The sequence below is a fragment of the Shewanella surugensis genome (genome assembly GCF_023284005.1).
In the GTDB taxonomy this organism is placed as follows: Bacteria; Pseudomonadota; Gammaproteobacteria; order Enterobacterales; family Shewanellaceae; genus Shewanella; species Shewanella surugensis.
Genome location: NZ_JAKIKS010000063.1, coordinates 19,792 through 32,655, shown reverse-complemented (window position 1 = coordinate 32,655; position 12,864 = coordinate 19,792). Strand labels below are relative to the sequence as shown.

General features: G+C 36.2%; 9 protein-coding genes. 2 read left to right on the top strand and 7 right to left on the bottom strand.

Annotated features, from left to right (window positions below; translation table 11 throughout):
- Positions 1-148 precede the first annotated feature (148 nt).
- From L2764_RS15590 to iscX, 3 genes are all read right to left on the bottom strand, one after another.
- A complete protein-coding gene (locus L2764_RS15590) occupies positions 149-2,950 on the bottom strand; it encodes a TonB-dependent receptor (RefSeq protein WP_248941189.1) in 2,802 nt (933 codons plus the stop codon).
- A 1,325-nt stretch (positions 2,951-4,275) separates the two neighbouring features.
- The gene (gene ndk / locus L2764_RS15585) at positions 4,276-4,707 is read right to left on the bottom strand and encodes a nucleoside-diphosphate kinase (protein WP_248941188.1); all 432 of its coding nucleotides are present in this window, start codon (positions 4,705-4,707) and stop codon (positions 4,276-4,278) included.
- A 274-nt stretch (positions 4,708-4,981) separates the two neighbouring features.
- Positions 4,982-5,182 carry a Fe-S cluster assembly protein IscX gene (iscX, locus tag L2764_RS15580; RefSeq protein WP_248941187.1) on the bottom strand — a complete coding sequence of 67 codons (201 nt, stop codon included), beginning with the start codon at positions 5,180-5,182 and terminating at the stop codon, positions 4,982-4,984.
- 186 nt (positions 5,183-5,368) lie between these two features.
- Here iscX and L2764_RS15575 point away from each other — a divergent pair, with 186 nt between their 5' ends.
- Positions 5,369-7,129 carry an APC family permease gene (locus L2764_RS15575; RefSeq protein WP_248941186.1) on the top strand — a complete coding sequence of 587 codons (1,761 nt, stop codon included), beginning with the start codon at positions 5,369-5,371 and terminating at the stop codon, positions 7,127-7,129.
- 66 nt (positions 7,130-7,195) lie between these two features.
- On the opposite strand, the gene L2764_RS15570 is transcribed toward L2764_RS15575, so the two are convergent.
- A complete protein-coding gene (locus tag L2764_RS15570; RefSeq protein WP_248941185.1) occupies positions 7,196-8,203 on the bottom strand; it encodes a class I SAM-dependent rRNA methyltransferase in 1,008 nt (335 codons plus the stop codon).
- Positions 8,204-8,536: 333 nt separating this feature from the next.
- On the opposite strand from L2764_RS15570, the gene L2764_RS15565 reads away from it, so the two are divergent.
- Complete coding sequence (locus L2764_RS15565; protein WP_248941184.1) at positions 8,537-9,247, top strand: metal-dependent hydrolase; 711 nt, start codon at positions 8,537-8,539, stop codon at positions 9,245-9,247.
- Positions 9,248-9,400: 153 nt separating this feature from the next.
- Here L2764_RS15565 and L2764_RS15560 read toward each other — a convergent pair whose 3' ends face one another.
- Genes L2764_RS15560 through L2764_RS15550 form a run of 3 tightly spaced genes read right to left on the bottom strand, consistent with a single transcriptional unit; the run spans position 9,401 to position 12,614 of the window.
- Positions 9,401-10,060 carry a response regulator gene (locus L2764_RS15560; protein WP_248941183.1) on the bottom strand — a complete coding sequence of 220 codons (660 nt, stop codon included), beginning with the start codon at positions 10,058-10,060 and terminating at the stop codon, positions 9,401-9,403.
- Between the two features lie 16 nt (positions 10,061-10,076).
- Positions 10,077-11,546: a sensor histidine kinase gene (locus L2764_RS15555; RefSeq protein ID WP_248941182.1), complete on the bottom strand. Its 1,470-nt coding sequence runs from the start codon at positions 11,544-11,546 to the stop codon at positions 10,077-10,079.
- A 9-nt stretch (positions 11,547-11,555) separates the two neighbouring features.
- The gene (locus L2764_RS15550; protein WP_248941181.1) at positions 11,556-12,614 is read right to left on the bottom strand and encodes a type 2 periplasmic-binding domain-containing protein; all 1,059 of its coding nucleotides are present in this window, start codon (positions 12,612-12,614) and stop codon (positions 11,556-11,558) included.
- Between the last annotated feature and the right edge of the window lie 250 nt (positions 12,615-12,864).

Sequence of the window (12,864 nt, the reverse complement as noted above, 5' to 3'; positions counted from 1 at the left end):
GGTTGCTCTCCTGTCTTTTGGTCGAGACTTGAGCCTACCTATACCGCGGTATAGGTGAAACCTATGCGAGTCACCCCGGCAGAGCCGGGGGTTTACCGTTTGTTAATTATGTTGAATGGCATTTTTTATTGTTTAATAATCCATTCTATTAAAAGCTATAATCCGCTTGTAAATAGAAAGTTCTTCCATATGGATCGGTATAACGTGGATCATAACCCACTTGATGTCCAGAACCGTCACCCAAGGATAAACTTGGCTGAGTATCAAATAAATTGTTAATACCCAATGTCATTGAGAAGTTATCCATCACATAATATTTAGATTGGAAATTAACCTTAGTATATGATGGTACATGCAATTGTACTTCTGCATCTTGGGTATAATTTCCATCAACATCTTTTGTTAACACTGATTGAACTTGATCATCATACCCTGACTTATAGTTAGCCATTAGAGTATGAGCAAAATCGCCATGTGATAGAGTTGTGGATAATTGTGCAACAACTCGAAAAGTTACGGCATCATTATCACCAAATTTATTAATACTGTCCGTCATGACACCATCTTCACCTGGTACACTTCGCTCACTCTCAAGCATATAAGTACCGACAAAGTTGGTTGTTAATTCAGCCCAACCAAAATCGTTGGTTAGTAATGCATTCCAGTCCACACCACTATTTTGGGTTTCTCCTACATTAACCGCTCCTTGAATAACTCCCAGCTCAAGTTCACCTGTTCCTTCATTTACGGTTGTCACAAATAAATCACGATATTTATCTGCATCGGCAAAAATTTGGGATTGCGTTAAACGCGTAACAGTATCTTCCATTGCAACGTTCCAATAATCCATTGTCAATGAGAAGTTTTCAGTAGGAGCAAGAACAAAACCAACAGAATATTGCGTCGACGTTTCAGGTTTTAAATCTGCCGCACCTTCACGATAAATATCATATTGCGTTGCTTCTGCAAAACAATATTGACTTAATGAATCGCTGCTATCAAACGGACAAGAATAAGCGGCACCCGTTACCCCAAATGTTTCTCGTGGCTGGGCAATCTCTAGCATACTCGGAGCTTTAAAACCTGTACCATAAGAGCCACGAAGAACAAGCTCATCTATCACTTGATAACGAAGGTTCACTTTATAAGTAATATCATCCATGCTGCTACTGACGCTCTCTCCCGTTAAATCGTCATTAACGCCACCGATATAATCATAACGTAAAGACGTCGTCAGCAATAATTCATCCATTAATGGGATCTGAAGCTCACCAAACATACCTGCAGTATCACGAACTAAATCATATTCATCAGCAGCATCTTCAAATAATACAATTCCTGATTTTTGAGCTGCTGAAGTTGTTTTTACATAATTAGTCTGACGAGCATCTGTCCCAACGGCTAAATATACATCACCAGCCGGTAGAGAAAATAAAGGTAAAGTCCCATTAAAATCAAAACCTTTAACGGTCACTTCCGTATTCTCCCAGTTACCGCTATAGGTTGCACCCGAAGCGATTGAGCTAGAAGTTGCATCGAGAACACTTGGAGAGGCGAATATATCTATCTCACCCGCATTAGCAGCTGTTAAGAATTCATCTTCTAACAACCACCCATCCTTATAATTCTGCTCTCTTTTATTACTTGAATAAGTTACAGCAGTACTAAATTCAAATTCACCGAGCGCCCCCGTTAAACCTGTGACCACATTCGTCGCTGTTGTATCCCACTCTGTAGTTCGATTGCCAGCAGGCAATGCTCTCCAACGTGCAGACACATTAAGGTCACCGGCATTGTACGCTGCCATTTCAGCTTCATTTAAATAGGGAACAACATACTGTGATACTAAATTAGAATCAGACTCTAAGCTAAAAGCCCCTGTCGGATAAGGCGCAATTCGCGTCGTCATTGTATAGCGAGAAAAAATAACATCACTAAACATGGTTAAATTATCAGTTAATTCTAGTTGACCATTTAAGAAAACACTATCACGCACCGATTCAGGCACAATTTCAATGGTCGAAGTATAATCAAAATAGCAAGCACTTCCTATTTCAGAATTATTAGCATCACATCCACCATTAGCTTCGCTATATGGGTTGAAGCTGCGACTCTGCTTTATTTCATTTCCAAACTCATCGAATTCACCCGTTCCATATGAGACATAGGCATTTCCAGGAGTGGCATTAGAGGAGCCATTGAAAAAGAAATATTCTTCATTTTCATGTGTAAAATAAATCATACCCGTTTTAGAAAAATCACGATCGGTTGCTTTTAGCTGCTCTCTTGAATTACGACTATAAGAAAAATTAACATTATAGCCATCACTATCTACGTCGCCAAATCCACCTGTAAAACTAAGATCATAGCCTGATCCCCCTGTTTCTTCAGGTTTATCGTACCTCGCATTAACGTTGAAACCTTGAATATTATCTTTCATGATAAAGTTTACAACACCAGCAATGGCATCGGAACCATATAATGCAGAAGCGCCATCGGTTAACACTTCAACCCTTTCTATACCAGCCAAAGGAATACTACTCACATCAATACTACTACCAGAGTCTGAAGGTGCCAATCTTCGACCGTTTAATAGCACAAGTGTATATTGCTCACCTAGATCATGAATTGAAGCTGTCTGTGTTCCCCCGCCACCCCCACCGACCGAATCAGCCGATACAGTCATTCCTTGCATAGAGGGGATTTGTTGTAATAGCTCCGCTGTGTTTGTCACACCCGTTCTATCAATATCAGCACGTGAAATGACAGTAACAGGCAGCGCACCTTCCATATCGGTCTGTTTTATAGCAGAACCAGTAACAGAAATACGTTCAACAGGTTCTGAAACGGTCTCTTCTGCGAAAGTTTGCCCAGACAAAACAACACTTGTGGCTGCCACAGCTAAAAAGCTACGACGGACTGCTTTCGCAGCTAACGTTAATGAATGCATATATTCTCCCTGACATTCCAAATTGAAATATCAAAATATTATTATTTGTTGTTTATTATTTTATTAATGAAACTAAAGTTAATTATTTTCGTCATAAATACTGTTAAATATAAGACTTCATGTCAACACTAATTACATTAAAATAACCTAACAGTGTTTTATTGAACAAATAAAACACTGCTTAAATAAGTTGTAAAAATACAATTCCAATGAAAACACTTGGTTATGAAAATAAGAGATAAATGAAGAAATTTAAATTAAATTAGGAACGAAATACACATATACGATACATTTGTTTTAATTAATTTAAATGTTATAATGATTAAGTTAATTAACATTAAATTTAAACATAATAAGACCATAAGAATCATTTAGGGATACATTTGTTAAGCGTAAAATTAATGATAAGAGAACAGCGAAACCTCAGTTACAGCATGGCTTTAAACGGCTAAAAATCAATCAGATGTTAATATTTGTTTCTATTAGACCATATAGCCATATATAATAAATAGATGTACTCCACCACTTGTAATCTCTACGTTGAGCCACCTCTATTGACCATACCTCATACATGATCAAAGTAAGGTTAATCGATATAAATCCATATCCGCACTCTTATTCCATTAGATATTTTATTTAACAAAATGGTATTCCTAATTAAATAATAATACAGATAAACTAAATCGGCTAAATCAGGAGAAGACTAAAATAATACTCCTATATGATTGAACTCACCTATATTAACACTACATGTAAATCAGTCACTTTTAAAAGAATAATAAAATTTACAACACCTAAAATTCAACATTGATAGTATGAAGTTTATATAGAACACAAATGAATTAAAATGAGAAATAAAAACAAACAATAATATTTCAATATTAAAAAACAAACAGGAACAATATAGTCATATCCGCAAAAACTAGTGATTAATGTCAAGAATAGACGATTTAATAAAATAATACTTGGGTGTTCACCCTTTACATCACTTGCTATAAGTATTGTTCTTTTTTATCCTATCTATTTATCCAAAATAATATTTATGATTATGGCATAAGAAAACATTAAGTGAGCTTAGGTTGCGATAATAACCGACTCATTTAAGTTGACCAGCTCAGATATTTAATTCAAATAAGAACATCAACTAAGTACTTCAGATAATCGTGGGGGAATAGTCAACAACGGCTATAATACAACATGAATTAACGCGTTGATAAATAACATATAAATAAGTCTTAGGCAAGAAGTAATATATGAGGAAACCATTCAACATTTAGGCAATAAAAAAGAAGCCGATTGGCTTCTTTTTTATTGCCTAGCTCGAATTAACGAGTACGTGGGCAAAGCTCTTCGGCGCTAAAGAAGTAAGCCACTTCACGCTGTGCAGATTCTACAGAATCTGAACCGTGAGCCGCATTCTCATCGATGCTTTGTGCAAAATCAGCACGAATAGTACCGAGAACTGCTTCAGCCGGGTTAGTCGCACCTAAAATATCACGGTGAGTAAGAACCGCATTTTCACCTTCTAGCGTTTGAACCACGATAGGACCAGACGTCATGAAAGCAACAAGAGCGCCAAAGAAAGGACGCTCACTATGCTCAGCATAGAAACCTTCAGCTTGTTCTTTCGTTAAGTGAACCATTTTAGACGCGATGATTTTCAGACCAGCGGTTTCAAAACGGTTGTAGATTGCACCAATATTGTTTTTAGCAACAGCATCTGGCTTGATAATAGAAAAAGTACGTTCGATAGCCATGAAAAGCATCCTTTTATAAACATGTATTAAAATTCGCGCGGATTATACGAAATTAAACGCATAATTCATACCCTTGTTAGAGGATAGGGTGCAGATAAGTGATAAAGAAAACTGAAGTACGAGCAGTGACTGAATTTTTCAGGGTTGTTTCAATAAACTAGTCTCCTTGATAGGAGTCAGGGTATATTCAACGTTATTAGACTCAAATTAGCGACTTACTTGAGCCACAACAAATCATTATTACAGCTTTTAAGTTCAATAAAAATCACCACTATTAATCCATTTCTTCAATCCAACATGCCTGAATAGCCTCTAAAATACGCTCATTGCAATGTTGCAGATCATCATTAAACTCATCTAACAATAAAATCCATTCATAAAGATCGGTAAACCTGACTTTTAGCGGATTAATATCAGGGTACTTTTCTATTAAAGCAATCGCAATCTCCCGTGAATCGATCCATTTCAGCGCCATGTGGTCACTCCTTATTTAAACAGTCACCTAAAAGTATATGACGCAATCTGACATTTACCAAAATAGACAACCGATTATCTCGACTAAACACTGGGACACACAACAATCACCCTCACCATAATAAGACTCCAATAACGCAAATACTAACCTACACTGAAAAATATTAATGAAGATGATAATACCCATATGGTCAAAAAAACAGAGTTGAAACACAACCAAACTCTCAGCCAACTCCCTGCCACAGCCATTTGTGGTAACGATATTTCATCATCCTGTTTGTATGTTGTCGCTATCGCCATTGGCTATGCTGGGCAATATGCTTGGATCTCCCTACTGATTGTCTCAGCGGTATTGTATTTATATCGCAGTATCTATGCTGAAGTCGTTGGCGCTGTTCCTATGAACGGCGGTATTTACAATGCACTATTAAATACAACCAGTAAATCTCTCGCTTCATATGCTGCATCATTAAGCCTATTATCTTATATGGCAACAGCCGTAATTGCGGCCATCGAAGCAATGAAATATGCCAGTGTCTTTATTCCAGCACTCTCCATTAACTTTGCTGCTATTATAATATTGAGTATTTTCACTTTGTTGACCTTATTAGGCATACGTGATTCAGCAAGGCTCGCCACCGTTATCTTTATTTTCCATTTAATCACCTTAAGCATATTAGTCATGTCATGTGCTTGGTATCTTATACAACACGATGGCGGCACAAGCTTAAATATTTTATCGCTGAAAGGTGATACAAAATCCGGTCCCATGTATGCCATTTTCATTGGTTTTGCCGTCGGTATGTTAGGGATTTCGGGCTTTGAAAGCTCTGCAAACTATATCGAACAACAATCTAAAGGTGTATTTCCTAAAACATTAAGAAATATGTGGTTAATTATCACTATCATCAACCCCTTACTCGCTATTCTTATTCTCTCTTTTATTCCATTAGAAGACATCAGTACCCACCAAGGTACCTTGCTCTCTTATGCTGCCGAGCAAAGTATGGGCACTAAACTCTCGCTATTAATTTCCGTAGATGCCGTCTTAGTGCTTTGTGGCTCAGTACTCACCGCTTTTGTCGGTGTAAACGGTTTATTAGTCAGAATAACAAGCGACAGTGTACTGCCCGCATTTTTAATGAAAAAGAATCGCTGGGGCGCTTATCCAAGGTGTACCTTACTCTTCTATTTATTATGTATTTCTATCATCATTCACACTCAAGGTGAGCTAGAACAATTAGCCGCTGTTTACGCCTTTGGATTCTTATTTATGATGTTGCTTTTTGCGTGCAGCAACTTATTATTAAAAGCTCGTAGACCTAAATTAGAACGTAACGTTAAAGCCCCTGTCTTCCAAGTCATTATCGCTATCATTGCTGTTGTTGTGGCATTAATCGGTAACTTCAGTGCAAAACCTACTGGAGCTGGTATGTTTATGGCCTACTTCATACCCACGATAATTGTTTTTATTATCGTGCGTTATCGAGTCTTTTTCTTACGCTTAGCCATGTCATTTTTGAAACAAGCTTTTAATCAGTTATATCAATTATTCTCATGGGGACATCAAAAACTGGAGCATGTTTTACTCACTATTAGCAACACAGAATATGCTTTCGTTTGCGAAGGGAGCAATATTGCGCTGATTAATCGCGCGTTGTTGTATATCATGCTTAACGAAGATACCAAAAAAGTGATTATTATCTCTATTTATAATAAAAATATTCTATTAGCGGACGATCATAAGCAACAAATGCAATTTTTAATACTAGAATACCCCTTGATGGAGATCAGCCATATAGAGAAAGAATCCCATTTTGGTCCCGCCATTATTCGAACTATATCAAAAGAGCTGACCATCCCGATTAACCGAATTTTTATTAGCTCAATACAACAACGTAAACAATTATCATTAGAAAAATTGGGCGATGTCCGCGTGATAATCTAACGCAATGATTATTTTACAACAATCAATAAGAGAAGGGATCGTCCCTTCTCTTATTTTGCATTCTATCTAAGTTATCTTCAAAGCAACAATTTTCAACGGGTGGTTATCATCAAATGAAGGAAAGTCATCATGAGGCGTGAGCCAAGTATGAGCACTCACACTTCTTCCCTGCTTTTCAACACAACGTACTAGGCTCGAAAACCAGCTTTTCCTTTCCACTTTAGCCACATTATTACAGCATACAATCATGCCACCTTTTTTTGTTGCTAGCATGGCCGGCTTAAATAAACTTTGATAATCATTAATGAGATCAACGGTTCCAAAAGGACTCTTAGCAAAACGAGGCGGATCTAAAAAAACGAGATCAAATTGTGTTGCTGATAGCTTTGGATAGTCAGGTAATTTTTTATTTCCTCTCCCCATGACTTTGAGTCCCGCTAACTGGCGAATGGCAGGAAACACATCACTTTGAACAAATTCACATTGCTTGACAACATCATTAAGCTGAGCATTTTCTTTACCTGCTGCCAATGCGAATGATGAAAAATCAACATTAACAACACGCTCAGCCCCACCAACTGCAGCTGCAATCCCTATCCCGCAAGTATAAGAAAATAAATTTAATACAGACTTATGTTTACTGTGGGCCCCTACAAACTCTCTTCCTATCCTCATATCTAAAAAGAGCCAAGGATCTTGCCCTTCATGTCGTAATTTAGAGGTAAATAATAAGCCATTTTCATGGATTGTTTGCGCCGTTTCAGCACTATCATTCAGATTTGAACCCAGTGAATTTAAGACTCTAGAATGTCGCTTAGAGCGATCGTTGTATACGATAGGTGATGGGATTTTTTTAGATAACACATTGCTGATCTCGGTCAATATGTCTTCTTCAACGGTTTGATGAAAGCTTTGTACTAACCATGTATCACCATAACGATCTATCGTTAATCCATTGATACCTTCAACTGTGCCATGAAAAACACGAAAACAATTCGTTTTCGATACATTTTCAGGTAAGAACATCGCTTGACGCTTTTCTATAGCCGTCGTTAATAATTCAGAAATAGTCATAAAATAAAACTCGCAGGCTTACCCTAGGCAAAATAATGCGCGCATGATAGCAAAATAGTCTCTATAAATACGACTTTATCCTCTTAAGCTAAGTGTTTACCACATTCTGGGAAATAAAATTAAGCGATAACACTCATCACTTCAATATAAGTGACTAAATAATAAACATATTATGTAAATACACTATACAAGTTTAGCCGCTTCCATTAAGGTCAATATCAAATCAATTACTTACACCATTATTGATAAATTAGCCTATATTTTTCAGGTCGAAGCGACATCGGTCGCTGCTTTCATTTTATTTCCATATTCTTCTCCAATAAGGTAATTCACTTGGCAAACTTTTCTACCCATCTCAAAGCAAGTATTATCACCAGCGCTCCTTTAAGCTCTATTGTGCTAGCGACCCATATCTCAACGCTGTCTGAAAGCTTACTATTATTTTTCATCGGCGCTTTATCTGGCCTTTTACCTGATCTCGATTCTGATAACTCGACCTCTATTCAATGGCTTTTCAGCATCTTAGGATTTTTCTTATCAGGCAGTGTTATCTTATTATGCCCATTGTCATCACTTGTCGAAATGTGGATTGTCGGCATAACTATTTACGCGTTTACTTTATATGCGATCAAACCCATATTTGAAAAATTGACCGTCCATAGAGGCACATTACATTCAATCTTAGCGGTTATCATGTTTGCCATCATCGGCATAATCCTTAGCCTATTGATGCAACAATCCCTCAATATGTCTTTACTTGTTGGCGTTGCAATCATCATTGGTGCACTCACTCACTTAATTTTAGATGAATGTTATAGTGTCGATTTAGCCAATAACACGCTCAAATCATCTTTTGGCACCGCAATGAAGTTGATCGATCTGCGTTATCCTTTAACTACTTTTATGCAAGTCTTATTTGTCAGCGCTGCGATCTTCTACCTCTATCCTTATCACACAGAAATAAATTCAGTGATCATTTTATGGCAAGTACAACTCGATACACTCACCATAATCCCCCCCTTTATGAGTCAATGGTGGCGATAACAATATTTCAATGATTAAATGCTTCTCAATAATGAGAGGCATTCAAATAAAACTCATTTTAACAATATAAAAGTACAGAACAGCTTGATAACATCACGACATACGAACCCAACCACGACTAAAGACCTTTAACTTTAATCAGCAAAATCAATACTATAGAGAGACCTCAACTAAACCTAATGCAATCGCTTTCTTCCTAAAATCTTTTTTATTAACGCCTAAAACAGGCTTTATCTTATTCGTTATAATATTGCTGATTGTTTTTTCAGTTATATTAAGTTCTTCACAGATTGCTTCAACTTCAACACGTTCCGCTAGCATAATAAAAACCTGTTGATCTCTTTCATCGAGTCCTTTCAATGGATTATTTAATGTTTGTAAGCCTATTTTATCCAATACTCCAGGGGCATAATAGGTTCCACCATCTGCAACGGTGAATATTGCATCAAATATTCTTACCATGGATCCTTTTTTAGTAATATATGCTTTCGCACCCGCTTGATAACAGGCAATAATGGTATTAATATTTTCTCTCATCGAAAAGACAATAATGTTAGCCAAAGCATTAACCTCTAACATGGATTTTACAATCGACATTTTGCCTTTGGTCCCTTCAAAACCTAAGTCAGAAATAAACACATCAACATCATCTCGTTCAATATTACCCATTAATGATTCAGCCGTTTCTCCTCTCCCCACGACGTTAATGTATTTATGATTATGATTGTCTGTGTTAAATTTATTCAGCAACTCAATCAAACCATTGATAATAATCTCATGATCATCTGCAATATACACGTTGACTGTTTGCATAGTTTATTCTCTAAATTTATTTTATTTGATTTAAAGGTATACTAACCTTAATCACTGTACCAGTAACCGATGCTGAATTAATCTCGAATTCTCCACCTAATAACACCGCTCTTTCTTTCATACTCGATAGCCCTAAGCCTTTTAATGTACTAATATGACTCTCAACAATACCCACACCATTATCGGCAATGGTCATGCTAATATTCTTACTATTCTTATAATCTATCACCATAATATCAATATTAACTTCTGTTGCTATCGCATGCTTATCGATATTGGTTAGCGCTTCTTGTAAAATACGATAAATGGCAAATTCAACCGCATCATTAATCACTTCACTTTCGAGTATCTCTATGACTAATACATAGCGACACTGATCATTTTTCAAGGCCCAGTCATCAACCAAATGTTGCAATGATGCTGACAAACCTAATGTGTCTAATGTTTCAGGTCGCAATGATTCGATAATATTTTGAGTCAAGTTAATCATTTCGTCGATCTTAATTAAAGCCTCGTCAACAGCATAAGCTGAGTTATCTTCTTGAAGAATTTCGACTTTCCAACGCAGTAATAATAAAATAGAGCCAAACATATCATGTATTTCATTGGCGAGTTTTCTATCTCGCTCAGCCTCAACAACCGCCTTAGCCACATGTAATTCTTGACGATAACGAATATCCATAATTTCTTGAACCGTTGAATCCCCATAATCACTTGAATAATGCAGTTTCGATATGCCCAATAAAGGATTAATAATCTGTAACTGTAATGTTTTCCTGACTTTTCTACGCGCTAACCAGCCAACTACAAATAAACTCGAAAATAAAATACATAAAAAAAGAATAAAATGATAAATATGATCATCAAATTTAATCGTAATGGGTAAGTCAACGAAATACTTCACACCAAATACACTCGGACTCATCACTGTCAGTATTTTTTCATGGCAATCACGACAAATCACAATACTTGGATCAATTTTCATTAATTTATTAATCACCATGTCTTCCGACAAATAAATAAACAAACTGCCCTGACACTGCCCATATTCAGCATACAAAGTATCACCAAGATAACATAAAGGAAAAATAGCATGATCTTTTGTAACTGTCCCCAAACTGAAAATGGAAACTCCTTCATTATTATCAATATTCCAGCCTACTATTTCATTTTGAGGCTGGCGACTAAAGACTTCAATCATTTGAGCCGATAACTGCTGTCTAGAGTACGCTCCTGATCGAATAAACTCCATAAACTCTGTTGAACTCACAATAATACCAATACGGTGCTGTAAACTAGAAGAATAGGTTGACAGCGCTGAATCGAGTTCTAATTTATTATGATCACTCAAATGATTAAGATAATCATTGTATACAGATAGATAACCCATTAATGAAATGACAAACACCGTTAACGTCGCTAATACTATAGAAAATCTAATATCCTTTTCAACAGCATTTAACGTTGTTTTTTTTATTTTTTCCATATAAAACGTTCACTGCCTAGACGAATTAATAAGAAGTTTTAATTTTTGCCATTCTTTATCATATGCTTTATACACATCATAAGGCTCATTCTTCAATTTCTCAAGTTTATGAATATGAGTAAAAAAATAATCTACGACACGATTATATTGAGGATCCATTTCACGACTATTTTTGATGCTAATGCCATAAGGTGAGAAGGAATACGATTTTTTTATCACCTTATTAATCATGTTTTCGCTCGCTAATTCACGTGCTACACACTGGCCACCTTGTTTATTCGATACCAACTCCAAAACGGTTGATGACCAATGAGATAAGCCAACATGAGCCATAAACTGATGATTTAATTCTCCTTGAATGATTTTTTTTAGCGCTTCTCCCGACCAAGTAAACGCAAAAGCAAAATCACCTTTATGAGCGATATTACCTAAATTATTTGCAATAATGACATGACTCTCTTCAAATAACTCGACCACTTGAAGAATAGTTGTCTCATTATATTTAGAAATAAATTTCAAATGAGTACTATCCATATCAGACAAGAAATTCAACACTTCAACATGCTCATCCATTAATACGATAGTTTTTCCTTTCGATTTTTCTATAATCGTTCCTAAAGTATCCGTTTCATCTAACCGAATATTAATCGGGTTCCACAGTAAGCCCGCTAAACTGAGTTGAAAGTAAACCGTATTACTCGGCAAACCTGAACGTTGATACAAGTCTTTCACTAAAGGGTGGTAATGGGCGGTAATATCTTGGCTAATATTGGCATATTGCTGAGGATAAAGCCGTGAAAAATACTGATGTACACTATCGCCATAAATAGCAATATCATACTCTTCCTTCTTCATTCGCCTGAATAACTCTGGATTACTATAAAACTCGTCATAAGAAATTTTTACTTTGCACTTATTTTCAATAGGCATTAACAACTCTGGAGTAAAGTAACCCCACCAAGTAATAATATTAATCCCTTGATTGGCTTGAATGGGTATTGATAGGCTCATCCCCATTAAAACGATAGCTATTTTCCTATAATCACGTCCTCTTTGATTGAGGAACATATTCTCCCCCTTCTTTCTCAACTCCAATAAAAATCATTAAAAAACAATTAACCTAGCCTCAGTTTAGTCTAAAAAAGATCAAGGTAGGCCTTTATCTCGAGTTGAAAAAACCTATATTATTCTCTATCAAATTGCAACTTCACACAAAAAATGCTTTAAAAATAAGTAAAAAAAACTAAAAACTATTTGTACCACTTTAATATTAGCCATTATGAACATCAAATAGTAGTCACACATGAAAATCTTTAAA

Coding starts and splice junctions, on each gene's coding strand:
- L2764_RS15590 (WP_248941189.1), bottom strand. CDS start 2,950: ATGCATTCATTAACGTTAGCTGCGAAAGCAGTCCGTCGTAGCTTTTTA.
- ndk (WP_248941188.1), bottom strand. CDS start 4,707: ATGGCTATCGAACGTACTTTTTCTATTATCAAGCCAGATGCTGTTGCT.
- iscX (WP_248941187.1), bottom strand. CDS start 5,182: ATGGCGCTGAAATGGATCGATTCACGGGAGATTGCGATTGCTTTAATA.
- L2764_RS15575 (WP_248941186.1), top strand. CDS start 5,369: ATGGTCAAAAAAACAGAGTTGAAACACAACCAAACTCTCAGCCAACTC.
- L2764_RS15570 (WP_248941185.1), bottom strand. CDS start 8,203: ATGACTATTTCTGAATTATTAACGACGGCTATAGAAAAGCGTCAAGCG.
- L2764_RS15560 (WP_248941183.1), bottom strand. CDS start 10,060: ATGCAAACAGTCAACGTGTATATTGCAGATGATCATGAGATTATTATC.
- L2764_RS15555 (WP_248941182.1), bottom strand. CDS start 11,546: ATGGAAAAAATAAAAAAAACAACGTTAAATGCTGTTGAAAAGGATATT.
- L2764_RS15550 (WP_248941181.1), bottom strand. CDS start 12,614: ATGTTCCTCAATCAAAGAGGACGTGATTATAGGAAAATAGCTATCGTT.